This window comes from Sediminicola sp. 1XM1-17 (genome assembly GCF_037203765.1).
GTDB lineage: Bacteria > Bacteroidota > Bacteroidia > Flavobacteriales > Flavobacteriaceae > Sediminicola.
Genome location: NZ_JBBCAS010000004.1, coordinates 118,781 through 145,598, shown reverse-complemented (window position 1 = coordinate 145,598; position 26,818 = coordinate 118,781). Strand labels below are relative to the sequence as shown.

General features: G+C 39.0%; 11 protein-coding genes. 8 read left to right on the top strand and 3 right to left on the bottom strand.

What is annotated here, in order from left to right; all coding sequences use genetic code 11:
- Window positions 1–76: 76 nt before the first annotated feature.
- Together WAA86_RS07765 and WAA86_RS07760 are read right to left on the bottom strand one after the other, a co-directional pair.
- Entirely contained in the window at window positions 77–712 is a 636-nt protein-coding gene (locus tag WAA86_RS07765; protein ID WP_337300431.1) for a SanA/YdcF family protein, read from the bottom strand.
- A gap of 170 nt (window positions 713–882) precedes the next feature.
- Window positions 883–1,305, bottom strand: a complete 423-nt coding sequence (locus tag WAA86_RS07760) for a hypothetical protein (protein WP_337300430.1) — start codon at window positions 1,303–1,305, stop codon at window positions 883–885.
- A 356-nt stretch (window positions 1,306–1,661) separates the two neighbouring features.
- On the opposite strand from WAA86_RS07760, the gene WAA86_RS07755 reads away from it, so the two are divergent.
- The 7 genes from WAA86_RS07755 to WAA86_RS07725 all read left to right on the top strand — a co-directional run bounded on the left by WAA86_RS07755 (window position 1,662) and on the right by WAA86_RS07725 (window position 24,167).
- On the top strand, window positions 1,662–4,067 hold the full coding sequence (locus tag WAA86_RS07755; protein WP_337300429.1) for a hypothetical protein: 2,406 nt from the start codon (window positions 1,662–1,664) through the stop codon (window positions 4,065–4,067).
- Window positions 4,068–4,472: 405 nt separating this feature from the next.
- A complete protein-coding gene (locus tag WAA86_RS07750; RefSeq protein ID WP_337300428.1) occupies window positions 4,473–10,175 on the top strand; it encodes a fibronectin type III domain-containing protein in 5,703 nt (1,900 codons plus the stop codon).
- 1 nt (window position 10,176) lies between these two features.
- On the top strand, window positions 10,177–10,656 hold the full coding sequence (locus WAA86_RS07745) for a hypothetical protein (protein ID WP_337300427.1): 480 nt from the start codon (window positions 10,177–10,179) through the stop codon (window positions 10,654–10,656).
- Window positions 10,649–11,266, top strand: a complete 618-nt coding sequence (locus WAA86_RS07740) for a hypothetical protein (RefSeq protein ID WP_337300426.1) — start codon at window positions 10,649–10,651, stop codon at window positions 11,264–11,266. Before WAA86_RS07745 ends, WAA86_RS07740 begins: the two co-directional genes overlap by 8 nt.
- Window positions 11,267–11,419: 153 nt before the next feature.
- Entirely contained in the window at window positions 11,420–16,375 is a 4,956-nt protein-coding gene (locus tag WAA86_RS07735; protein WP_337300425.1) for a hypothetical protein, read from the top strand.
- 36 nt (window positions 16,376–16,411) lie between these two features.
- Entirely contained in the window at window positions 16,412–18,472 is a 2,061-nt protein-coding gene (locus tag WAA86_RS07730; RefSeq protein WP_337300424.1) for a fibronectin type III domain-containing protein, read from the top strand.
- A 4-nt stretch (window positions 18,473–18,476) separates the two neighbouring features.
- Window positions 18,477–24,167, top strand: coding sequence for a T9SS type A sorting domain-containing protein (locus WAA86_RS07725; protein WP_337300423.1), 5,691 nt, complete (start codon window positions 18,477–18,479; stop codon window positions 24,165–24,167).
- 68 nt (window positions 24,168–24,235) lie between these two features.
- Here the strand turns inward: WAA86_RS07725 and WAA86_RS07720 are convergent, their stop codons facing one another.
- The gene (locus WAA86_RS07720) at window positions 24,236–24,502 is read right to left on the bottom strand and encodes a hypothetical protein (RefSeq protein ID WP_337300422.1); all 267 of its coding nucleotides are present in this window, start codon (window positions 24,500–24,502) and stop codon (window positions 24,236–24,238) included.
- 863 nt (window positions 24,503–25,365) lie between these two features.
- On the opposite strand from WAA86_RS07720, the gene WAA86_RS07715 reads away from it, so the two are divergent.
- Window positions 25,366–26,817 (top strand): MBOAT family O-acyltransferase, encoded by a 1,452-nt coding sequence (locus WAA86_RS07715; protein ID WP_337300421.1) that lies wholly within the window; start codon window positions 25,366–25,368, stop codon window positions 26,815–26,817.
- Window position 26,818: the final 1 nt, after the last annotated feature.

Here is a 26,818-nt window from a genome sequence, read left to right as displayed (position 1 = left end):
CTAATGCCCCTAATGTACTATTTTTTAAAGATTCGTAATTAAAAAAAATGGAGGGAATAATGATGGATGACTCATGTTATTTAATCTCTATTTTCTTGCCGTAAAATTTGGGTTGGGTATTAAAGGTCAGGTCAATAAAAACCTTGACCCGGGCAAAATATTCCCTGAGTCGCACTTTCAGTCCATCGCTACCTGTAATATCCTTGGCGTTGAAACCTATGGCATGGAGTCCTTTCCTTTCGGCCAGAAATATGGCCCTTTCATTATGGAACTTTTGTGAAATAACGGTAACGCTGTCCAACCCAAACACATATTTGGCCCTTACCATGGAGTCCAATGTTCTAAAACCGGCATAATCCAAAAAAATACGGTCTTCGGGAATCCCGGCCTTGATCAGGTCTTTTTTAATGGTGTAGGGTTCGTTGTAGTTCAGGGTGGCATTATCTCCGCTGACCAAAACAAATTCAATTTTCTTAGCATTGAAGAGCCTTACTGTGGCCGCTATCCTGTTGTGGTAATAGGGATTCGGTTTTCCGGTTGTCAGTCGTTTGGAAGTTCCAAGGATAATCCCAACCTTATTTTTTGGGATATTTTTGGCCGTATAGTAGGTCTTGCCTTGGGTAAAGAGCTGGATTGAAAAAGTACTAATGAACAACACCAATATCAGTGTGGTTGCTAATAGTAGAAAAATACGGATAATTCTTTTTATCATTCTTGGTCAATTCCAATTTAAAGGTAGTAAAAGCTATTTTATTTTCGTCGGAGGAATTAACAGTTGAACAAATTTAAATAAGATATACCACGGTACTGGTTGCTTAAATAAAGGTATCAAAAAACCCTAACCGGTGGAGGTTAGGGTTTAAAAATATTTTAATAGGTATATTATTGTGCGTTGGCTCCGATGTTTCCTTGAGCAATAACAATTTCCAGGTGATCTTTGTTCTGATGTATTTTTAGGTGACCGTCAAAATTGATCAGGTCCTCATAGCTCACCGGTGAACCATTGTCCCACTTGGATACTACGGTAATACTTTCCTCACAATCACATTCAATCGGAGCAAGTGTTAGGGCCACAGGACCTCCTTCCGCAAGGCTGTTGGCATAAATAAAGGCAGGATGTATGTCTTCAGAAGAATTGTTGATCTGCAAAATAACTTCCGTTCTGCCGTCTTCGTATTTCACAAAGGAAACGTTGCCAGAGATTTTTGAATCTGCAACCGGACTCAATGCAAATACATTTTTCGCTAGGATAACTTCGGTGGCGTCGTCTTTGCCACAACCACTTGCAATAATTGCAAGTAACATGATTAGTAGGTATTTAGGAGCTTTCATACAGTTGTTTTTAATTAATGGATTATACACTGTAAAAGTAGCTGTAAACTTGTCTGTATTGCATTTCTCCCTTTTAACGGCAAATAAAAACGATGTACAGCATTAAAATGTAAGCATATTCAACAAATGACCATTTTGGCCTTGTTTATTTTCTATACTTGGCATGGGCCGATCTCCCGTATGAGTTATAAATACTAAGCGATTGGGGCAATAGGTTCAAATTTAATCTCAATGTTGTTTGTCGAAAATATTCTTCTATTTTGAAATTTTAACTTATATTTAAGTTTTTAAGAAAATTTTCGTTGTTAAAATATTTTGTTCCCTTTTTTATGTGCTGTGGAATTGCCTTTTCCCAATCTGTAAATTTTGACCAATTGGGCAAAGAAAAGTTCTTAAGGTACAATGGAGGATTTGCCGCCAATGCGGTGTATTATGATGGTGCCGCCAATAGGCAGGCATTGACGTATTACCTAACAGGTAATTTAAATTTTAATATTGCTGGTTTGTACAATGTGCCGCTTTCGTTTACCTATTCCAATCAGGAATTCGATTTTCCGAATCCCTTTAAATTCAATAGGTTCAGCTTTAATCCTTCTTATAAGTGGGTGGCTGCGCATTTGGGGGATGTGGCGATGACCTTTTCGCCATATACACTAAGTGGACATCAATTTACGGGTGCAGGAATAGACCTAACTCCGGAAGGGCCTTTTCAGATCAGTGCCATGTATGGCAGATTTCTAAGGTCCACAGAATACAACCCAGAAGCACCGGAAGCCTTAACGGCGTATCAGCGCATGGGGTTTGGACTAAAAACGTCTTACGATTTTGAAATCGCCAAACTCGGAATCATCTTTTTTAAAGCAAAAGATGATGAGAATTCTTTGGAAAATCCCATTCCTATTGAATTGGGTCTGACTCCCAAAGAAAATACGGTAGTATCCTTTGAGTCCGAGTTCCAGCTTTTTGAAAAGGCCCAAATTCGAATAGAATACGCCATTTCAGGAGTAACGGAAGATAACAGATTAACCGAAGAAAGAACCGAAAAAGGGTTATTGTCCTTTGTTCTAAATGAAAACCTAAGCACCAATTATTACAATGCGTTAAACGCCTCCTTTAATTATCCAGCTGGTAATGGGTCTTTAGGTGCCGGTTATGAACGAATAGATCCAGATTATAAAACCTTTGGGGCTTATTTTTTCAACAATGATCTCGAGAATATTACGGTCAATGCCAATCAGACCATCTTTGATGGAAAGGTTAATTTAAGTGTAAATGCGGGGGTGCAACAAGATAATTTGGACAAGGCCAAATCTTCGGACCAACAGCGGATCGTGACCTCCATTAATGTAAATTATACAGCTTCAGATCGCTTGGGTCTAAACGGGTCTTATTCCAACTTTCAATCGTACACCAACATCCGTGACCAGTTTGATTATATCAACCAGGTGAATCAGTTTGACAATGTGGACACGCTCAACTACCGGCAAATTTCCCAGAATGCCAATTTGGGCATCAATTACATCCTAAAGCAGACCGAGACCAAACAACATACCACCAATTTAAATTTGGTCTATCAGAATTCCAACAACCAACAAGAAGGGGAGACCATTGAAGGTGGGCTTTCTACTTTTTACAATGGTATGGCGGCTTATACCTTGGGTTATCCCAAAGAGGCGCTTAGTATTTCCTTGGCGGCCAACACCTCCTATAATACCATAGGGGTAGATAAAAACCTCACCCTAGGACCAACCATGGCGGTGGGCAAACAATTTTTTGATAAAAAATTACGCACCAATCTTTCCAGTTCCTACAATACCTCTTTTAAAAATGGGGAACAACAGGGAAGTGTCTATAATTTTAGGATGGGCGGTAATTATGTCTGGCTGCAAAAGCACAATTTCAGTCTTAATGTGCTTACCCTATTCCGAAACGCAACCACGGCAAATACCACCGATGTCACTATTACTTTTGGGTATAGCTATACCTTCGATAATTTTAAACTCAACCTTGACCTTCGCGGTCGCAATGCCAATGCGAATACCATCAGCTTTAGGTATAGAAATGTAGTCTATAGCGGAACCATTCCCAATATCAACAATCAGCTGTCCACCGTTTTTGGTAGTAGTCAGTTTGCAGCTATACCGACCTTTAAAAAGGATGAACTGGTGCTGCTGTTGGCCATTGTCAAAAAACAGGATAAGGACGAAACTTATAAAGATTATGCCCTTAGTTTCTTAGCAGCCTTATATGATTATGGCGATTTTCAACCGGTTTATAACGCAGCGCTTTTCAGTACTATTCAAAAAATAAAGCGCGATATGAGGAAAATGGATGTGGTATTGGAGCAACTATTTGTAGACCAGAAACTGAAGGTGGACCAGCATCCGATTCACAATATAGAAATTACATCCTTGGAAGATCAGGAGTTGGAAAAAGCATATAAAATCCTAGTACAGGATCAACAAATTCGGTTGGAGAGATTGGTGGGGCACCGATGGATGCAACAGCAGTTTTCAGAATTTGTAGACATGGAGGTTGTGGCTCAACCCACTGGGGATCTAAAGGAATTCAAAGAGACTATGGCGCCGAGGGCGTACAAGGATTTTGATGTCAATGCGGATATGGAACGCTTGGAAGAGCTCTTGGAAAATGAAATCATAGATTTTTATTATAAAAAGTCGCTCAGGACCGTAAATCCAGAGACTTTTGAACTTAAATACATCAACAAAAACTAACGGATGGAGATACTATTACACAGTCTACTACAATGGTATTCTTTTTTCTTTGGAAAGGCATGCATGCTTTCTAAGGGGAAAGCAATGGTGTCCCGTTTCTTTGTTTTAGGGGTATTATTGGTTCTTGGTAATATAAACGTAGTATCGGCCCAAGCCTTTCCCGTACAGGTAATTCCGCAGGCCATTCCTCCATCACCTATTTATATTAATAATTATGCCGATGCCAGTACCATAAACAGTCCACTCAGGGTGCAGATTGTGCTCAATGATTTTACCATTACCAATAGGGAAGTGCGACTCAAAGCATATTTCCAGGGCAATGGGATTGCGTTTCAGAGTAATGATATTGTAGTTGGGGCGCCAACACTCTTTTTGGAAGGCGGGATCCCACTGACCCTTACCAATGTGGAATTGGCGCCTTATTTTAGATTTGAAAATATTACAGGAATTGCTCCCAATGTGTATGGCCAACCTATCAAGGAAGGGGCCTATCAGTTCTGTTTTGAAATTATAGATGTCTTGTCCGGCAACCGCTTGTCACAAAAGAGCTGTGCCACTACGGTCATCTTTCAGAATGAGCCTCCATTTTTGGTGTCGCCCTATAACAAGATCAATATAGAGGAGCGCAATCCCCAGAATATTGTATTCCAGTGGACACCTAGGCAGATCAATGTGAGCAATGTGGAGTACGAGCTTAGTATTGTGGAGATTTGGGATAATTATGTAGATCCCCAAGCGGCCTTTCTGAGTTCGCCCCCGATTTTTCAAACCACTACTACGGCCACTACCTATGTGTATGGTCCGTCCGATCCATTGTTTCTATCCAATAAGAATTATGCCTGGCGGGTACAGGCCAAGGCCAGGCAAGGAACGGAAGAAATAGGGCTCTTTAAAAACCAGGGATATAGTGAAATATATTCTTTCAGCTATGCTGGAGTATGTAGCTTACCGAGTGCTATAAACCACGAGGTAAAGGGGAGTACCAATGCCAATATTTTTTGGGACGATTTTTCTACGGATGTTCCGGAGTATGCAGTACGCTACCGCAAAAAAGGAAACGGTAATGAGTGGTTTTTTAATAGGACCACTTCCAATACTACTACGCTTTGGGACTTAAAGGCTGGGGCGGTTTACGAATACCAGGTACAGAAAAAATGCGTCGTTACCCAGAGCGATTGGAGTACGGTAAGGCAGTTTACCACCTTTATCGCCGATGATGAGGCCAGTGTGTATGAGTGCGGCATTACGCCCGACTTCAGTTTAGATAATACCGAACCCTTACCAAAAATTACTATAGGGGAACAGTTCACCGCCGGGGATTTTCCTGTAAAAATATTGGAGGTAAGCGGCAGTAATGGCAGGTTTACCGGGAAGGGCTATGTGACCATTCCTTATTTGAACAGTATTAGGGTAGGGGTAGAATTTACCAATGTGTTAATCAATACCGATAAGCAAATGGCCGAGGGTATCGTAATCACCATGTACGACCCAACCCTCGCGAATATTGTAGATGTGGATGTGGCTATTGAGACGGTTACGGATGTAGTTGAAGCGATAGGAGAACCTTTTGAAGGCAATAATGATTTGGATGAAATTCGGATCAATTGGGTATTGGATCCAGAGAATGATATTAAGATTGAAGATGGTATTCTAATAATCACAAACCCTCAGAATGGAGCAACAGAAACCAGTCCCTTAGGTGACGATAAGGTTGTTATAGATGGTGAAGGCAATGTATATCATGTTGATGCTGGAGGATATATTACCGAAGGTGGTAAGATAGATCCAGCTGGTTCCGTATCAACTGGGAATGTAACAGGTGTTTCTCAAGATGGAGAGTTAAAAGCCCTAACGGCAAAAGGGATAATAGTCACTTTTGAGGATAATGGGAAGTATGGTTATGACCAAATGCCAGAAACCAATAGTGAGAAACTTAAAAAAGAATATGTAACTATTCTCGATGCAGATGGCAATCCATACACTCTGGTACATCAGGCAGTGGCTAAAGGCGATGTTATAAAGGTAAGAGCGAACGTTGAGTTTACTAATTCAGACTACACGCTAAAAGACCTCATATTTAAAACGAAGTCGGGCGAAGTGATTCCTTGGGAGGAAATAGATGGTGCCCCTGTGCTTACGCTAACAGGGAGATATACCTTAGAAAATGAAACCATTTATGCTGTGGTCCCTTCCAAAACAGAAGAAGAACGGCAATTAACAGCAGGTGCTTTTAAGCTTTGGCATTTAACAGATAGAGCGGTAAATGTAGTTTTGGTGGCTGTTGATGGGGTGTCTATACCACAAACTACTGTAGACGCTGTAAAAGACATCTTTAAGAAAGGGGTAGCAACCCTAAATTTAAGTACCCAATCAGCTTCACTTAGTAAAAATGTATTGGGAGGGGATAATGAATTGGAAATTGGTGATACTCCTTGGTTGTCCAATTACAATGCTGAGCAAAAAGCGGTGATTGAAGACCTAAAATCAAAGATAGTTTACAATTCTAATGCTTACTATCTATTTGTATTTGATTCGATAGTAAAAACCACTAAATCCATTGGCGGGTTTATGCCTTTACAAAGGCAATTTGGTTTTGTGTTCAATGGAGATCTTACAGTTGCTGAGGAAGGGAAAGATGATCTGGCCACTACCATTGCCCATGAGTTAGGCCATGGTGTATTTGCCTTACAACATCCATTTACAGAATACGGTTCTGCACAAGGAGCAACCGATTGGTTGATGGACTATAAAGATGATGCTAGTCTGTTGCCCCATATGCATTGGGCACAATTGCATAACCCTGCCTTAAAATTTTATGTTTTCCAGGATGAGGAGGATGGCCAAAACTGGGCATTTGCAGGTTCTGATGTGTCATTTGCAAAAGTCACTGAGAATTTTGGAAAAAATGTAGATAGTACTTTCACTTTTGTCACACCTGCAGGGGACTTTGTTGATTTGCCTTCTGATGTATTGGACGTTACTTTTTATTACGGTATACAAAACCCGGGGTTAGACAGTAAATCCCTGCCAGGTACATTGTTCAGTTTTAAACTTTTAGAGGGGGGAAAACCTACTAAATATAAATCCAAGATTACTGAAGGTATTTTTGAAGGGTATTTTTCAGAAAATAATAAGGATGAGCAATTTAAGTCTTCTTCTAATAATGGTAAATTCCATATTATGTTTTTGACAAGCTCTGTGGATGAGGCTAAACTTTACCTTGTAGAAAGCACAACGACAAAGGCATATGATGGAACTTCTAAAAAAATTCCAGAAATATTTGATTTTCCAATATGGCCATATCAGATTTCCGGTAACGTTCGGAAAACAAAATCATTACGGACAAATGGGATGTTCGGAAATTCACAAACCAGTTATAAAAAAGAAATTCTTCAACAGGTTTTTAATTATTCTTCTGAGGATGAATCTCTTTTCTTAAAGAATCGAATATTAGAGGTTGCCCATGCTTATCAATCTTTATTTGAAAAGAGTGCTAATCCAAATTGGTTTGATAATTGGCAAGCTTGTAATCCTGACTATATCCAAACTCGATATGCCTTTGAAAAGGACTTAATTGAAGTCTATTGCGATTGTAATTATGTTGCTACAGGTGATATGGATCCAGAAGATGTAACATCATCTGGCTATTATCAATGTGATGAAAAACAGGAGATTCCCAAGAATAGATTTAATTATTTGAAGGAATATTATTCCTTTTTAATGTACTACGTTCAAAAGCAGCAACAAGAAGCCTATAGTTTTCTCTACACAATAAAAGATGACCCAGATTTAATCGATATTACAGAGATAGCTAAAATTTCAAATACGATTAATGCAGCTAGTGAACAAGATATCGTAAGAACTCTTAACGTTGAATTGATCTATAGACTAATAAGTAAAATACTTTCCCAAGGGGAAATCACGGAGGGTAGCACATTCACCACCCAATACGAGAAAAGTGTTCTTCATTTATTAAACGTTGCGGTAAACGAATTTAACTCTACGGATAAGGGAATTCTGCTGACAAAAATTGAAAGTAAGAATTACTACAGTAATTTGCCAGACAACGATAAATATCTATACCAGCAGTTATTTACTAATGTTGATGATGATATTCTTTTTAATCTTACTTCCAATAATAGAAAAGAACTAATTGTCCTATTTACAAAGCTCATTCTAGGAGCTACAGATTTTTATGAGAAAAGATTGTCAGAAGCAATTGATAATATAGGAGATAGAATATTTGTTTTTGAATACAACAATTTCATTAAAAATATAGGGATTGAAATTTTATCAAATAACATTTGGACACAAATAGTAGATAAACTTTCAGATGATGCCATTACTAAAAATCTGAAAATAAAAGATATTTCTTATGATTTTATGGCTGATGGTACCATCCGCCTTAAACAGACTGATGATTTAGGGTTTTCAAGTTCGGGAGTAATATTTTCACCTGATCCAGATCTTAAACCTTTTGATCTGGTATTATTTACTAACAAATCAAATATTACACTTCTTAAGGAATACGAACAGGCTATTGGGTATACAGGTAATATTCCTTTACCAGCCATAGCCCTTGCTTATGTTTCAGATTCTGGAAATAAAGAAACTACACTACAAGGAATTAGCACTTCTTTTGACGTAGCCTCCTTAATAGGCACTGGTGGAACTTTGAATTCTATAAAAGGACTTAGCAAATTGAGGAAAATATTGTTGGTTTCAGATTTGGTAAGTTCTGGAACTGGTATTGTATCTACTTCAATAAGTGATAATGCAGAATTAGCAGAGTTAAAGACCGCATTAGATATTTTTTCGACAGCAACTGGGGTAGCAGGTGCGTTTGACAATCTAGCAACATTGGGTGACAGACCTATGCGAGAGATAATTTCAGAGGTTGCTAAAAATTATAGTGGCTCGAACGATATTCCTTCTTTAGTTCAGCTGAATAGTGTTTTTGATAGCTTCGATAATTTAAATGAAAGCAAATTACTGACTTTGGTATCTGATGAAAAAGAAGCTGTTAAATATATTGAGGTATTATTTTTAAAAATTATTAAAGATGCCTCTGATGCAGGGAAAACTTCTGATTTAAATAGAGTTACAAAAATACTTGAAAGATTAAAAAAGGCTAAACTTGCCCTTGTGAAATCAGTGTTTCTTACAAATGCTGGAAAAATTCTTAAAACAGAAAACAATATACTAGGTAATACTAAAAGTATTGCTGGTAGATTTAAATCATTTACATACAAAGTTGGAGAAACCGATTCCGGAGAAGCTATAATCGAACAGGTACGTGCGGGAACATTTTGGAATTTGGGAAAAAATAGTACTTTGGAACATACCCAATATCTAAGTCGAGATTCTAAATTTTACGTAAAGCTGGTTCCGGATGCTAAAGATGGTCGTTTACTCTTTTTTGATGCAGAAAAACAAATACCTTTAGGCTGGGGGTTTTTATCCTCTGATGGAGCAAAACTTTTAGATCCGCTTGTTACCGCTGATGACTACGAAAAACTAATCGACAAGTTAAAATTTATACACGGTTTTGATAGAACTACCAAACAACTAAATTTTGGTTCAAAAGGCACTTTGGTCAGATATACGGATAAGTTGAATGTGTATTTAGGAAGTTATAACCCATCAAGAACAACAGGTGCCGAATATGAATTGGGCACAAAAGACGTTCTAGACCAATTGAACATGTATAAAAACTACCGTTTTGCTGAAAATAGCCCTGAGGTTCTCAAAGGTGGCAGTATATCTTTACTAAACCTACCGGATGAAATGGCAGGTATGCCCAATACCGCTAATTTCTTTGATGATTTCAATGTAAAGTATTTAGACTTTTTAATAGAAAATAAAGATAAAATTGAAATTATATTTACAACAAACCCAATTCATCAAGATTTGTTTAAGGCGTGGAAGAATGGTCGAGTTGACCAAAATGAAATTACTGGTCTATATGCACCAAGTGGTTTTGCTAAAGAAATAAAATATTTAAGAGATAGAGATGTAAAGATTGTAAAATTCAAGGATGGTACATCTTTAAACCTTGATGAGGTGGATTTAAGTAATATGGATTGGATAACTAATTGGAAATATTAGAATGCAAATAACAGGTAAAGAATACCGAACTATAACTCCTATAGAAATAATATCAGAAAATGATGTTCAAGGAGGATTTTCCAAATCTTTAATTAATATATACATATATATATACAATAAAAATGTGGCTACTCAATTCGCGTCAACATATAACAAAAATCATTCTAATGATTTATTTGGGAAAATTCCAAAAATAAATAGAGCAATTAAATTTAAAAATTTAAAAAAAATTATCGAAGATGATAAAGATCCTGTATCAATAGGCAGTTACAAACTATTAAATAAAAATAAAATTAAAATGAAATGGAACTATTATTATGGAGAAAATATTGAATTAATTTTTAAAGGAGAAATATTGTTAAATGGCGATGCCATAAAAGGTGCGTTTTATAAAAATGGGGATATAAATGTACCAGAAAGGGTTTATTATAACATAGATAAACCTTTACCGGAAAATTTAATTAAAGAGCACGATGCCTAGGGAAAAAACCAGTCAAGAAGATAATTTAAAAATCTCAAAAAGACTACAACAGATTAAAAGTACAGCTGTAAAGTTTTTTTTAGGAGCAATTGCCATTGCTTTATTTGGTGCGTTTATCCCTTTTGGCTTTTTACCGAAAGCCGGTGGGCGTATTAGAGGCGATTTTTCCGAAACCCTTCCTGAAAAAATTGGAATGTTATGGTATATAATTTTAATGACACTAATTGCCAGTGGTATAGTGACCTTAATATTACAACTATATCAATATTCTGAGTTGAAAAACGATTTTAAAGAACAATTTAAAACATCATTTAAGTCAAAAATAAGAGATTTCACTGCCTTAAGAGATGATTTAGGTAACAAAGCATATCGAATTTGGTTACAGCCCAACGATTATGATTTAAACAAAATTGAAGTCAATTCAGAAAATTGTACTGGGTTTCCAACAATAAATACCAATATAGAAATTGAAATTACTTGTAATGCTTGCCTACCACTTAGAGTATTTATAGCTGAAACACTAAAAAGCGATTCAGAACATGATGCAAATATTGATAGGGTAATCGCAGAAGCAAATAAAAAGCTTAAAAATCATAATCAACAATTATGACAAAAAACTACCTATACATCATCTTACTATTATGGAGTTGCGTCCTATGGGGTAACCCCGCTAGCGCGAGCGTCACGCTCGTGCCATCAACGGTGAGAATTGAAATAATTAAAAAATAAGATGAGTAGAAAACACCAACCATAACCAACAATTATGACGAAAAACTACCTATACATTATACTACTATTGTGGACTTGCTTCTTGTGGGCCTCTCCAAACAATTTCTCTACAAATGAAAAGGTTCCAGCATATATAAGTAATGATGTTTGGGTAACTACTGGTACAGACAATAATTTGTCAAACCCTGGTGACTCTACAAAGACCAAGTCGGCCATACAACAGCAATTGGCCAAATTGCAGCAATCGGCATTTTTCAATACCTCTGTATTTGGAATTAAAAACAATCATAATGCTCCCAAAACATTAGAAGAAACAAAGACCTTTAGATCCTTCCCAATCCTAGATCAGAAGTTAAAAGAAAACAACAATTTTAAGGTTCCTTTTCTCAACCGAGCTCCGGAATTCAATCAGGCATACCTTAAAGCCCATTATACCAGTAATCCAAAGGTGGATACCTTGGTGAGTCAGGCTAAAAGGGCATTTGAAGCGGTTCAAAAACTAGGGAATTTTGTAGAAATTATTACCGGGAAAGAATTACTCCAATTACCGGTTGGCCTCAGTAAAAAAGATTCTACCTCTGGCAACACCGTGCAACTTGCTATTTCCCAAGTGAAATTCACGCCCCAATATGCAGAATTTAAAGCCTGGGCAAAACTCACCATCCCGGAAAAAGCCGAGGATAGTCTATCAGAACGCGTCCTGTATTTTGGCGCCGAAGGGATCAAACTCTCACATGATGGTGCCCTTCTCGTGGATATGAAACTAGTGCTCTTGGGCAATCAGGCCATTCCCATGAATGGGGACAATTGGTTGCTGACCTTAAAAGGTGGCATCGATCTGGAAACAGGGGCTTTTAGTGATCAATCATACGTAGAATTTGATTGCTCTGGCCTAAAATCTATTGGCCTAGAAGGTGATCTGCGGATTTCCCGTAATGTATTGCTGCCCATTACCAGCGGGGGCAACTATGTGTGTGGGGATAGTAGGGACAATCAGTACCTAAAGGATACAGAGAATGTAGTGAATAACAAATGTTATGTAGGGGCTTCCTTTAGCATTCAGGCCAATGGCTGGAATGATGTGCTGCTAGATGTGACCCTACCCAAATTTGAGGTGGTCGGACTCAAAGGTTGGGGTTTCAATGTAAAACGTGCCGTATTGGATCTCAGTGATAGCAAGAATGCTTCGGGCATAAAATTCCCAAAGGAATACAGCGCCATATATAGTAATGCCGACAGAAAGTTATGGCGAGGATTCTATGCCAAGGAAGTCAGTGTAATGCTGCCCAAGGGCATCGAAAAAAACAATGCTCCGGAAGGTCGTGTAGAATTTGGCGCCAAAGATCTGATTTTGGACGGCCAAGGCGTTTCAGGAACTTTTTTTGGGGAAAATGTTTTAAATGTTGGGGAAGGCGCAGCAGGAAAATGGGCCTTTACCGTAGAAGATGTGAGCATTACCCTAGCAATGAATTCCCTCACTGGGGGTTCCATGGGTGGCGATATTTCCGTTCCTATTTTAAAGGAGCCTATAGAGTACAAGGGCTATATAGATGTTAATGGCTATGGGTTGGAAGTAGGTAGAAAAAGTGATTATAAAGCCCCGGTGTTCTTAGGAGAAATACTGTTGGAACGAAACTCCAAAGTGGGGATCGATGTGAAAGATGGGAATGTGTACCCCTATGCCAATCTTACCGGACAACTATCGGTCATAGGAAAAATAGGACTCAAAGACGGAGAGGAACCGCCTTCCAAGGAAGAACTGGAAAAGGATGGTAAAGGGTTTAGCTTTCCGGGAATAAATTTTGAGGAACTGAAATTGGAAACGGAACCAGGAAAAAAGGCCTTTAGTGCCAAATCTTTCGGTTTTACCGGGGAAATGAAACTGATGGGCTTTCCCGCCTCGGTTTCGGATCTGGAGCTTATCACTCCTGTAGATCAATTGGGACTTTCTTTTGATCTCATTTTAAACTTGGATGGTGAAGGTTCCCATGCTACCACCAGTATGGCCATTTTAGGGCAGTTGGACAAAGGAGCATCTATTCAGAACTGGAAATTTGAAAGCGTAAAAGTCGATGGAATTAAAATCGACTACGAGAAAAGTGGGGTGGCTCTCAAAGGAGAATTGGAAATCATGGAGGACCATAGCTGGTATGGAGATGGTTTCAGGGGGGATTTAACCGCCACGATAAAGGAGCTCGATTTTAAAGCACGTGGTAAGGCCATTTTTGGCAAAAAGGAATTTAGATATTGGAATGTGGATATCTGGACAGAAAACAATAGTGCCTCATCAAACAGCAAATTATTGATCACTTCCTTGGTAGGGGGTGTCTCCTATAAAATGAAAAAATTATGGGGCAATAAGGATGGGTTCACTCCTTCTTCTGCGGTATATAGACCTAATGAAGCGTATGGACTAGGACTTCGGGCCGGCGTAAAAATAGGCACGCCCAATCCGGATGCTTTCAATGGTAAGGCGTATTTGGAAATGGAATTCAATACCCATGGCGGACTCAATAGGATTGGGTTCACCGGTGAAGGGGCAATGATGGCCAGTGAATCTAACGATGGCACCAAAGAGCTTGAAGAACTTTCAAAACTCGAAGAAAAGATCAATGATTTTGCCGAGAAGAATCCAAAATTGGTGGAGCAGCTTTCAAAATATGGAAATTATTTGGAACTGTCAAAAGAAGCTATTCCCGTTCGTGATGTGGCCTCTTCAGGGAAGATCGGAGTATATATCGGGATAGAGAAAGACTTTGTCAATCGCACTTTCGATGGGGATTTTGAACTCTATATGGATACCGAGGGAATTCGAGGGGGTGGAGATAACAACTTGGCTGGTTGGGCTAAAATCCACACCGGTCCCAATGATTGGTATTTGCACATAGGATCACCACAACGAAGGCTGTCATTGATTTTTGCCTTGGGAACGGAAGAATTGGAAGTTGGGGGGTATTTTATGACAGGAACGGAGCTCCCGTCCCAATTGGATCCACATCCACAGGTAGTGAAAATTTTGGGTAGCGATATGCTGAACGGCAATAGGCAGGAGAATCAATTGGCAGCAGGAAAGGGTTTTGCTTTTGGACTCAATTTTGCTTATCGCAAGAATTATGAATTTGCCATTTTTTATGCGGCACTGGAAGCCGGCGCCGGATTTGATGTCATGCATGCCTATTACCCAAATGCCAAATGTGTAGGTCACCCCGGTCCCGTTGGTAATGACGGGTGGTATTCAATGGGGCAGGTGTATGCCTATCTCTACGGGGAATTTGGAGTAAAAGTAAATCTGGTATTTGTCAAAGGGAATTTTCAAATTGCAGAAGCTGGAGTTGCAGCAATGCTGAGGGGGCAATTTCCCAATCCCGTTTATGTACAGGGCTATGTGGGGATGTACTACAATATTTTGGGCGGATTGGTCAAGGGACGTATGCGTCTTAAAGTAGAGATGGGGGAAGAGTGCGAACTTGAGAATATTAACAATGCCGTGGGCGTACCTATGATATCGGATATAACCCCAAGGGATAAGAGCGATGACGTTTCGGTCTTTGCTGCGCCTCAGGCTATTTTTAATTATGCTGCCAATAAAGATTTTACGGTAGATCTAGAGGACGGTATAAGGACATTTAAACTACAGTTACAAAATTTTGAAGTCACATCGGAAGGAAAGGAACTGATGGGAACCTTGGAGTGGAACGATACTAATGATGCCGTTACCTTCAAACCAGAAGAAACCTTGCCCTCAGAAAAAGAGGTAAAGGTAATGGTGGAAGTCAGTTTTGATGAAAAAATAGGCGGCTCCTACCAGACCATGGTAGAAAATGGGAAGCCTGTCATTGAAAAAATGGAGGTAATATTTAAAACTGATAAGGCCCCGGACCATATCCCCTTGGAAAATATCGCCTATATGTATCCGGTCTTTGATCAAAAGAGCTTCTATCCTGAGGAATTTAATAAAGGGTATGTAAAGATGAAAACGGCCCAGCACTATCTGTTTGATGGCGGATATGAGATGCGTGCCGAGTTTGTATCGAATTCAAACGGTCAGGGTGTTCGAACCAATTTGAATTATGATAGGGGGAAAGCCACAGTTTTCTATGATATCCCTGATATGGTTTTGAATACATCTTACAATCTTAATCTGATGGCATTTCCTCCGGGAGCAGACATACAAACAGAGATTGTTATGGAAGAAACCGATCTACTGGCTGATGAGGAAGGTGGAGCAACCAATTGGTTTGATGTAGCCTCGAACACACAGGAAAAAGAAACCATAAATACTTCGGGAAGTGCGGTGGTCTCCAATAAAATGGCAGCAAATGTGACCATTTCCAATGGAGCTCCTAAATCCATTTTGGAATATGACTTTAAAACGAGTCAACATGCCTCCTTCAAGGATAAAATTCGCGATTTAAATGTGATAGACAACCTGACGAATTTTATTTATGCTGATGTGCATTCCCTTTCTATTAAGGTGTCGGATTACGAGTATCTGGAGAAGATGGAAATAATGGGAGGTAGGTATACCGGGTCCAAACCTATGATCTATGCCCAGGCCGTGTTGGCCGATTCCTATTATAAGAATAAGATTTACCCTTTGATCTATGAGAAATATCCATTGGATGGGGATATAAGGGTGAATAGGGAAGAAGACCTTCTTGGAGTGCCCCCCATCCGTTCCTTTTATATCGGTCAGGAATATCTAAACAATCTGGACAATAATCCTAATTCAGCTTGGGTGAAAAATAGGATTCCTTTTGTCTACAATCTTCCGTACCAGTATAAATCAGATATGATTTATCTAAGACATAGAATCGTGAACAGATATAGTAGTTCAGGAGGAGATCAAGTAAAATATGATGCCTACATATATTTAATACAAAGCTCGTTTCCCGCATTGCCCTTGGGGAATTTTAAGGCGCAGTTAATATATAGAACTCCCGGAGATTTGTATAAAAAGGGCTACGAGATAAAATATAAGAATGATTAATAGGATTGGGATAGGTCCTACAATAAAAATAAGAAAGTGAAATATAGTTTTGTCATAGTATTGTTGATGATGAATGTCCTCAGGGCCCAAGAAGCTCCTGCCGTACAGGTAATTTCAAGGTCTTTATCGGAAAAGGTATTGTTAAGGTGGGCTGTGGATGAGCCGAGCGCTTGGAAAAAGGCAAACGAATATGGTTTTTTGATAGAACGAAGTACCATTTCACGTAACGGGGAGGCCGTAATCCCAATTGAAAAGAAGGTATTGGTTTCAGCTCCCTTAAAACCAGCTCCCTTGGAAGCATGGGAAGCCTTGGCGACTAAAGAACAAAATGCGGCCATCTTGGCCCAAGCCTTATATGGCGATAGTTTTGAAACATCGGTTCCTGGAAGTGCCATGGGCAGTATCTATGCTGTAAATGATGAGCTGGAGCAACGTTTTACCTTTGCCCTTCTGGCGGCCGAACAAAACTATGAAGCGGCCAAGTTGGCTGGGTGGGCGTTTGAGGATGCTACAGTAAAACAGGGTGAAAGGTATTTGTATTCTATTGCTGTGGCTGTTCCTCAAGAAATGGCATTTGATATCGAAAGTGGTAGCGTATATGCTAGCCCAGATTTATATGAAGAGCTCCCAAAGCCAATAGGTGTGACACCAAATTTTGGAGATGGATATGTTACACTGAATTGGAATTTTGATCTCCTAAAAGGTATATATACGAGTTACCATGTGGAGCGTTCCAATGACGCTATTAGCTTTGAGCAGTTGAACGGGGTTCCTATTTTTAGTGCGCAGGAATCGAATAACACCAAAGAAATATCCCTATCCTACACGGATTCCATTCCCAATAAAATGACTTATTACTATCGCATCAAGGGAAAAAATGCTTTTGGAGAAACAGGACCTAGTTCGGAAGTGGTTTCGGGCATGGCAGAACAAAAGTTGGAATATGCTCCCAGAATTTACAAAAAGGAAATTCCTACTGACGATGAAGTAGTCCTTTTTTGGGATTTTGATCCCAAGGGAAATGATTTTATTTCAGGTTTTGAGGTAAGGCGTTCCACCGGCAATAAAGGCCCTTTTGAAACAGTAAAAAGCGCAATAAAAGCTATAGATAGGGAAACGAGGATAATGGGACTAAAACGTGTCAATTACTATACGGTGGTTGCCATGGGTAAAAACGGAATGGAAAGCGAATCTTTTCCAACCCTTGTTCAACCGATAGATTCGACCCCACCAGCCCCACCGTTTGGCTTAAAAGGGGTGATGGATACCACGGGAATCATTAAGCTGGAGTGGACTAAAAATCTCGAAGAAGATCTTGGAGGCTATCGAATTTTTAGGTCAAATAACCCAAAGCTGGAATTTAGTGAGGTCACTCAAACAGTGCTAAAAGGAGAAAGTTATACAGACACCATTCAGGTGAACAATTTGAATCGGGAAGTGTATTACAAAATTAGGGCGGAGGACCAGCGTTACAACCGTTCAAAATTCTCTGAGGTATTGACGGTAGAAAAACCAGATGTTACACCACCATCTCCACCAGTATTTAAGAATTATTTGGTGACAGAGTCAGGGATTCAGCTCAACTGGATTCCAAGTAGTAGTGAAGATGTTGTGGCTCATGCCATCTACCGAAAAAGGGGCGATGATAAGGAAGCCTTGTGGGAGCAACTAATGACAACCAACAAAATATCCGATTCTACATATCTGGATACGTCTATAGAACAGCGCGATGTATATAATTATACTATGGTTGCTAAAGATGGGGGAAACTTGGAGAGTATTCCCACGGAATCCTTATCGGTCGTATGGCAAGGTAAAAGTTTGGATAGGGAGGATCTTAAATTTTCTGGGATGGTAGACCGAGAACTAAGATTCATCAACCTTTCATGGAGAGTCAAGAACCAAGAAGTTTTGGAATACAGGTTGTACCGGGGGAAAGGGGAGGCTGGATTGAAATTGTACAAAACCTTGGAAGGTACTGCCAAAGGTTATAATGATGTGGATTTAGAAATTAATACCAATTATACCTATGGGTTGCAATTGGTATTGAGTGGGGGACGGACATCAATGATCCAAAAGGTTAATTTAAAATATTAGGGTTATGAGGAGATATTTATTGGTTTTCGCTATACTATTGGGTTGTGTTTTAACAGGATATTCCCAGAATTATTACAAACTTGAATGTGATTTTAGTTCTACTGGAACTGTTACAACTGCAAGTACTACCGTAAGTGTTTTGAAGGCTAATGGAGATGCAGAGGAAGTTCTTATTGATTCTTTTAGAGGGGTTAATGGTCAGAAAAATATTGTTATTGTATTGAATTTGGATTTTGAAATAATTGAATATTCTGTTGACGTTTCATGGTTTCAGATAGAAAATTTACCTCTTGGTCGTTGCGGTGATTCTGCAGTTCTAAACTTTGATTCTGCTAGTTGTAATAATACCTTAAGGGCATTTTGTAATAGTAATGGTACCTCAAGTGCAAGGTCTGGATCGGTTAATTCTGTTGTTCGAATTAACAAAATAAATATACTGCCTCCTATTAATAATAAACCTTTTGAAGAGTGCAAATCAATTTCAGTTCCAATTATTTCAGATTGTTATAATTTAGAGGTAGATAAATGGTATTATAAACTGGCCAACGGTGTAGAACGTTACTTAGTTGGCCATGACGGTGAAAATCCAATTGTTTTTTCTGCATCTGAATTATCAACAAACTCCATAGACTATACTGATAAACCAGTTGAACTAATAGCAAAATTTGTTCATCACCCTATTAGTTATAGTACAGTAATCGATATCAAACCTTGCTCACCTGAGTTAAAGAAAACGTCATCAACAAACGAAACCTGTGTCGGAGCCAATGATGGAACTGTAACCCTTACATTTGATAAGAATGTTGAAGCGGGTTATGAAATGCGCTATTTTATTTATCAAGGAACACCACCTGAAGACCCAAGCCCTACTGAACTCAAAGCTGAAAATCCGTCTTTTCCGAATCAAGTTTTTGCAGATCCCTTAGGGATAACCTTACTTGATGTAGAAGGAGGTGATTTTAATGGTACATATTCTGAATTGGAGGGTAGCTTTGCAGATACCAATGGGAATACTTTCGATTATGCGGATTATTATATTATTTATCAGGAGGTCAGATACGACTTTCCAAACCAGGGTGACGTGGATGTAAAAAGCGGAGAAATCACTCCACAATTTACAATTAGTAGGCCAACCCAAATTGATATTTCTATTCCACCAGAAAATATAAACCAACCCAATTGCGCAGGGGAAACAGGAAGTGTTACTATTGTCGGAACTGGTGGTGGATATGCGCCAAACACGGATGCTTCCTTGGAATATAGTATACAGGGAGTCCCTGATAGTTGGCAGAGCTCTCCAACTATTTCTGGTTTGGATGGAGGTAATTATGTTTTTCTAGCTAGAAGTCAAAGTGGTTGTATAAGTGAGCCTACAGATCCAATAGCTATTAAATCAATTAGCCCTTTATTTTTTAGTAATCCAAATTCAGGAAGAGCCTCCTCGAATACAAGTGCTGATGGCTTTGTTACAATTGAGTATGATGGTGGAACTCCGAACTATTCTTTCAAACTTGAAAAGCAAATCTCAGGAACCTCTGATTTCAATGAGGTAGGTAATGCGACAGTTGTAAACAATCCACAAATCAAAAGAGTAGATTTTTCTAATTTAGAAATAGGCACCTATCGCATTACTATTACTGATTCCAAGGGATGTGAAATCACCTCTGAAAACATAGTAGTGACCTCAGATCCTGTACCTGATCTCGCTTCGGAACAAACCAATCAGATTAGTTGTTTTGGGGGTTCCGACGGTCATGTAAGTGCGGAAGTTATTGATTATACCACAAATTACAAGTACCAATGGATCATTAATGGAACTGCTTCTGCTATTCAATTAGGAACATCTGGTACCATAGCACTGAATAATCTTAGTGAGGCAGGGGACTACGTGTTGAGAGTATCATCCGGTAGGGTCTCAGATGCAGATTTTAACGATCCGGACAACTTTAGTACCACTACCGCTACCTATTTGATAAATGAACCTGATCCTGTGGTCATGGATAGCCCAGTTCCAAATGATGTCAGTTGTAATGGTAGTAATGATGGTTCCATTGTTTTAGTTCTTTCAGGGGGGACCAATTATGAATATACTTTTGAGTTGGCGCCAATAGAGTCGGACTGGATACCTCTTAATGGCAATACCATCACGAATTTACCTCCTGGTTTTTATAGGGTAACGGTAAGAAATGAAAACGGTTGTGAGTCAGCCCCTTCAGCCTCTATATTTATTGATGAACCTGATCAACTTATGGTTTCGGAAATAACGGAACAAAGGAAGAGCGTAACCACCAACGGCGGCAATGATGGGGAAATTTTTATAGAATCATCCGGAGGAACAGGACCCTATAGTTTTGCTTGGTCGGGACCCAATGGTTTTACCTCGGAACAACAGAATTTAGTCGGACTCACAGCTGGGGAATATCAAGTGGTAGTGACGGATGCTAATAACTGTTCCGTAAATCTTGGTCCAATACCCATTACCGAACCTGGACCCTTGGGTATTACTTCCCTAAATGCAACCGATGTACTTTGCAAAGGGGATGTAACAGGAAGTATAACTGTTGAGGTTTCTGGAACGCCTCCTTTTACTTTTATTTGGACAAAAGATGGTGACCCAAGCTTTTCAGTACCAAACCAGGCAGATATAGTCGGACTCTCAGAAGGGACCTATAATCTAGATCTAACGGATGCCTCAGGCGATCCTGCAGTGACCGCTTCAGTTTCAATATCGGAGCCTTTGGAAGCCCTTGGAGGTGGTATAACCCCAATAGGAACATCTTGCTTTAATGGGAGTGATGGTCAAATTACCATCAACGCTTCGGGTGGAACAGCTCCCTATCAATTTGCCATTGATGACCGCTTCGGATTTCAAGACAGCAACACCTTTGCCGATTTATCGGCAAGAATTTATTTGGTTACCGTACGGGATGCGAATGGATGTTTGTTTGAAGATAATGTTGAGGTTGTTGAGCCGGTTGCCATTGCTATCGATACTACAAAAACAAGCATAACTAATGCTACTACCACCGGCGGTTCGGATGGGGCAATTGATTTGGAAGTTATTGGTGGCACTGGAGCCTATTCTTATGAATGGTCAGGCCCAAATGTGAATGGTAGTGCAGCGCAAAATTTAACAGGCCTTGTCGCAGGAGCTTACCAAGTGTTGGTTACGGATGATAATGGATGTACATTTTCGGGAGAATTTAATGTAGGCGAGCCAGGGCCGCTTGCCATTACCAATATTGAGGTAACGGATGTACGTTGTAAAGGTGAATCTTCTGGCAGAATTACTTCAACTGTAACCGGTAATGGGAACATCACTTTTGAATGGAGAGAGGTGGCGTCAAATAACGTAATCAGTACAGCAGGCAAGGATTTAGTGGATGTTCCTGCCGGAATTTATACGCTAACCATAGCTGATGAAACAGCTAATCCGCCGGTAACAAGTAGACAAATTACGGTTTTAGAGCCCGAAAATCTATCAGTCGATATAGTGCCTACTGAAGTATCCTGTTTTGGTGGCGGTGATGGAGTACTACAAGTAAATGTTAGCGGAGGTACTCCACCTTTTTCATATGCAATAGATGGGATCAATTTTCAAAACAATAATCAGTTCAATAAACTGGTGGCTGGCAACTATGAAGTAATGGTACGAGACGCTAATAATTGCGAAGTATTTACAAGTGGTGTTATAACCCAACCACAAGAATTAGGAATTATTGTTGATCAGGAAAAAAACCTTACCGCCGCTAACACGGCCGATGGCGCAATTTCCATTACTGTGTTCGGAGGGACAGCTCCTTTCAGTTATCAATGGTCTTCCGATGATGGTTTTACTTCAACCGATGAGGATATCAGTAATTTGGAAGGTGGGACTTATACCCTTGTATTAAGAGATGCCAATAATATTATTGATGGCGATGGCTGTTATTTTACTCGTGATTTTAGGATTGCCGAGCCTGGTGAATTGATAGCCAGTTTGACTCAAACTGTATTCCTTGATTGTTATAATGACGATTTTGCGGAATTGACCGCCACTGTAGACGGAGGTGTGGCGCCTTATACCTACCAATGGTTTGCTGTTCAAAATGGTTCGAACACCCTGTTATCTGAAGATTCAGGAATTATAGGTGATTTATCTACAGGAGAATATTTTGTACGTGTTACAGATGCCAATTCGATATCCGTTGATAGTGCCCCACTAACTGTAGTTGCACCGGATGTATTGGAAATTTATATAGATGGGAAGGTTGATGTGCTTTGTTATGGTGAAGCGACGGGAAATATAGCAATTTCAGTTGTTGGAGGAACCGAACCCTATCAATATTATTGGGACAACGGAGAAACCACAGAAGATTTGAGCGGACTGCTCGCCGGTGATTATGTTATTGAGGTGGTAGATGCAAATGGATGTTTTACAGAAAGGAGTATTACCATTGAGGCGCCTTCCGATCCATTACGAATTGCAAGTGCCAATCTAAAGGATGTGTCGGAATATCAGGCAAACGATGGGAGTATTGCCTTGGAAATTTCAGGAGGCTCAGGATCATATGGCATCAGATGGAACAGACTTTCAGATAATGCATTCGTTGGGGAAACAAATCGAATAGACAACCTTTCGGCGGATACATACGAAGTTTCGATTACCGATGGAAATGGCTGTACAATCAGTGAAAGTTATGTAGTCTCACAGCCTGATATTGTAGAGGGAACAATGGTGTCACCTACCTGTGCGGGGACTACGGATGGAAGTATATCGGTTGTTGTAAATAAAGGAAACGGAGTGTTTTCCTATTCGTGGAGTACAGGAGATACTACTAGCGATATTAACGGACTTCCAGCAGGGACATACACAGTAACAATCAGCGGTTTTGGCGATGGACCAATAACCCGGACTTATATCTTGGAAGATCCTCTTCCTCTATGGGTTGACCTTGGTGAGGATAGGGTTTTGTGTGACGGACAGCAGCTGGAATTGGATGCCACAGTGGCCGACCCAACGGCAACCTATTCGTGGTCTTCGGATCAAGGATATACCAGTACAGAGTCCAAAGTAATATTGACCAAAACAGGGAACTATACATTGGTAGTGGAAGGTCAACATGGCTGTACTGCCCAAGGTGCTATTTTTATAGATGTAAGTACAGAGGAGATCAGTGCTGAATTTGCGGTGTCCAGTCAAGTATTCGTTGGGGAACCTTTAATTTTGGTAGATATCAGTTATCCATTGCCGGAAAGATTAGAGTGGATAATTCCAGAAGAAGCAACAGTGGTTAAAAAGGATAATGATGAAGCTGAACTTGTTTTTAATAGCCCAGGCGAATACGAAATAGGAATTATTACCCATCGCGGACCATGCAGTGCCCAACAGACCAAAAAGGTTTTGGTCTTGGCGAAAGATGGAACTGTGAATGAGGAGGAGATAGAATTCAAAAAGAAGATTGTTGAGGATTTTGTCATATTCCCGAACCCAACAAATGGACAATTCAATACTCAAATTAAGCTATCCGAACGGGGAAATGTGAGCATTAAGGTATTCAGTTTTGCCAATAATGCATTGATAGCCTCAGAAAAAGCAAGAGGAGAATCTTCGTATAATATTTCCATGGATATCTCTGGCAAACCAGCAGGTGTTTACGCCATTGTTTTAGAAACGCCTTATGGGACATCCCTTAGAAAGATCATCATGAAGTAGGTAAAACAATAGTAAACAAAAAGCCTGACCAACAGCCAGGGGTTTTTAGTGGTAATTCATTTTCTTGATTATTGTACGTTGGCGCCTATGTTGCCCTGTGCAATAATGACTTCCATGTGATCTTCATTTTGATGGATTTTTAAATGTCCATTAAACTTTACAAGTTCATCGTAGGAAATGGCAGTTCCATTGTCCAATTTGGAAACCAAGGTTGTGCTCGATTCACAGTCACACTCAATTGCGGCTAAAGTATTAGCTACTTCACCACCTTGAGCAACATTGTTCAAGTAGATTTTAGCAGGGTGGATATCGGTTAAAGAGCTGCTGATCTGCAATACTATTTCCGTTAATCCTTTCTTTTTTTGAATAAAGTAGCCGTTCCACTAATGTTGGAGTCGGACACAGTATTCAATTGAAATACCTTGCTCACAAGAGCGGATTCAGTGTTGTCATCTTTACTGCAGCCGGTAAAAATAACTAGGACCAAAGCAAGTAAGATCAGTGTGTTTTTTTCATTTTCTTAAGTGTCCTATTCTTAGATCACGCAAATGAAATTCAGTAACCCGTCCCTTCGGTTTTCAGACTTCCAAATACCTAAATAGAGGATGAAATGCATGATTTGGTGGTTAATTCATTGAAAAAGAGATGGTAGGCTATTTGTTTTACTGCCAATGGGCGTTACGTCATCAAGTCTTTAATGTGTTAAAGAAACCAAATTCTTAATGGGATGAAGGATTAGTTTCTTGATAAAATGATTTTGGATTGATTTTTTAATAAAAAATGGCAGAAAATTGAAAAGAAGTATGGTTGATCCTTTACGGATTACGACCCGTGGTTCATTATCATGTCAAAGGCCTTTTAAAATCGATGAAGATCTTATTAAAGACTTGTGTCTTAAAATATTACTGATTATTTTCGCTTAATGAGTTATTAGTAACCTTCCCCCTGTTCTAAATGCTGAATAGACTCTTATTTTTTAAGAGCTAAAAGATCAAATCCAAATGCGTCCTGGGCTATAGACAGAGTATATCAAACCATAAAATGGAAAGGTAGAGTGAATTTATTTCATATCAGAATTAATTTGAAGGTCCTAGGATTTTAATCGATTATGTGAATATAATTTATAAGAGCTGATTAATGTATTATTATTGTGTTGGTACCTAGGGATAGAAGAGGACTAATTGATTTTTAAACGCTTATGTTATTTAATTCTTTTGACTATTTTTTATTCTTGCCAATTGTATTTGCGGTTTATTGGCTCGTTTTAAACAAAAATATTGCCCAACAGAATAGTTTTATCATTGTGGTTAGCTATTTCTTTTATGGCTGTTGGGATATTCGTTTTTTGTCGTTGATATTTCTAAGTACCATTGTTGATTATTGTGTAGGGCTACAAATATTTAGACATAGGGATAATCCAATTTTAAGTAAAAGATGGTTATTGGCTAGTGTATTTTTTAATTTGGCCCTCTTAGGCACCTATAAATACTTTAATTTTTTTATTGATTCCTTCTTGGATATGAGCAGTTTTTTTGGATACCAGATAAAAAGTGCTTGGTCTTTGAGTGTCCTGTTACCAGTCGGGATCTCTTTTTATACCTTCCAGACGATGTCTTATTCGATGGATATTTATTATAAAAAAATAAAGCCCACAAAAAACTTTATTGCATTTATGGCATTTGTCAGCTTCTTTCCTCAATTGGTAGCTGGTCCTATTGAAAGGGCTTCGAATTTGCTTTCTCAAATTACTTCTAAAAGAGTTTTTAATTACGATCAAACGGCAGATGGATTAAAGTTGATATTGTGGGGTTTGTTCAAAAAAATCGTTATAGCAGATTCCCTAGCCCCTATAGTGGACGATATTTTTGCCAATTATCACGTGTACCCAGCTTCAACTTTAGTATTGGGGATTGTTTTTTTTAGCTTTCAGGTTTACGGTGATTTTAGTGGGTATACCGATATTGCAATTGGTTCAGCCAAACTATTGGGAATTGAATTAAAAAGTAATTTTAAGTTTCCAAATTTCTCCAGAAATGTAGCCGAATATTGGCAAAGATGGCATATATCCTTATCTACCTGGTTTAGGCACTACTTGTACATTCCCATGGGCGGTTCGAAGGTGTCAAAACTGCTTTCGGTACGGAATATAATAATCATTTTTTTGGTCAGTGGTTTTTGGCACGGTGCAAATTGGACCTTTATCATTTGGGGAGGCTTGCATGCTTTGTTTTACATACCTGTTTTTTTAATGGGTAGAAATAGAATTTATGCGGACAACGTGATAGCTGAAAAAACTATATTTCCAACCTTTAAAGAATGTTTGCAGGTGCTTTTGACCTTTTCCCTCGTGAGTTTTTCCAGGATTTTTTTTAGATCTCCTAACTTAAAGGATGCTTTTGGATATATCAATCAGATTGTTGATCAATTCTCCTATCACGAATATATTCATCCCGATGGTTATAGGATGTTGGATTTTTACCTTCTTCTTGCTGTTTTCGTCATCTATGAATATGTAATAAGGAGAAATGAGCGTAAGCCATTTCAATTTAAATATAGGGGAGTGCGCTTGGCTACCTATAGTCTTGTTGTATTTGCCATGATATTATTTTATAACAATAGCGGAAGGTCTTTCATATATTTTCAATTTTAAT

Excerpts from the sequence above, each read along its gene's own strand:
- WAA86_RS07740 (WP_337300426.1), top strand. The coding sequence starts at position 10,649 with ATGCCTAGGGAAAAAACCAGTCAAGAAGATAATTTAAAAATCTCAAAA.
- WAA86_RS07725 (WP_337300423.1), top strand. The coding sequence starts at position 18,477 with ATGAGGAGATATTTATTGGTTTTCGCTATACTATTGGGTTGTGTTTTA.
- WAA86_RS07755 (WP_337300429.1), top strand. The coding sequence starts at position 1,662 with ATGTGCTGTGGAATTGCCTTTTCCCAATCTGTAAATTTTGACCAATTG.
- WAA86_RS07735 (WP_337300425.1), top strand. The coding sequence starts at position 11,420 with ATGACGAAAAACTACCTATACATTATACTACTATTGTGGACTTGCTTC.
- WAA86_RS07765 (WP_337300431.1), bottom strand. The coding sequence starts at position 712 with ATGATAAAAAGAATTATCCGTATTTTTCTACTATTAGCAACCACACTG.
- WAA86_RS07715 (WP_337300421.1), top strand. The coding sequence starts at position 25,366 with ATGTTATTTAATTCTTTTGACTATTTTTTATTCTTGCCAATTGTATTT.
- WAA86_RS07760 (WP_337300430.1), bottom strand. The coding sequence starts at position 1,305 with ATGTTACTTGCAATTATTGCAAGTGGTTGTGGCAAAGACGACGCCACC.
- WAA86_RS07745 (WP_337300427.1), top strand. The coding sequence starts at position 10,177 with ATGCAAATAACAGGTAAAGAATACCGAACTATAACTCCTATAGAAATA.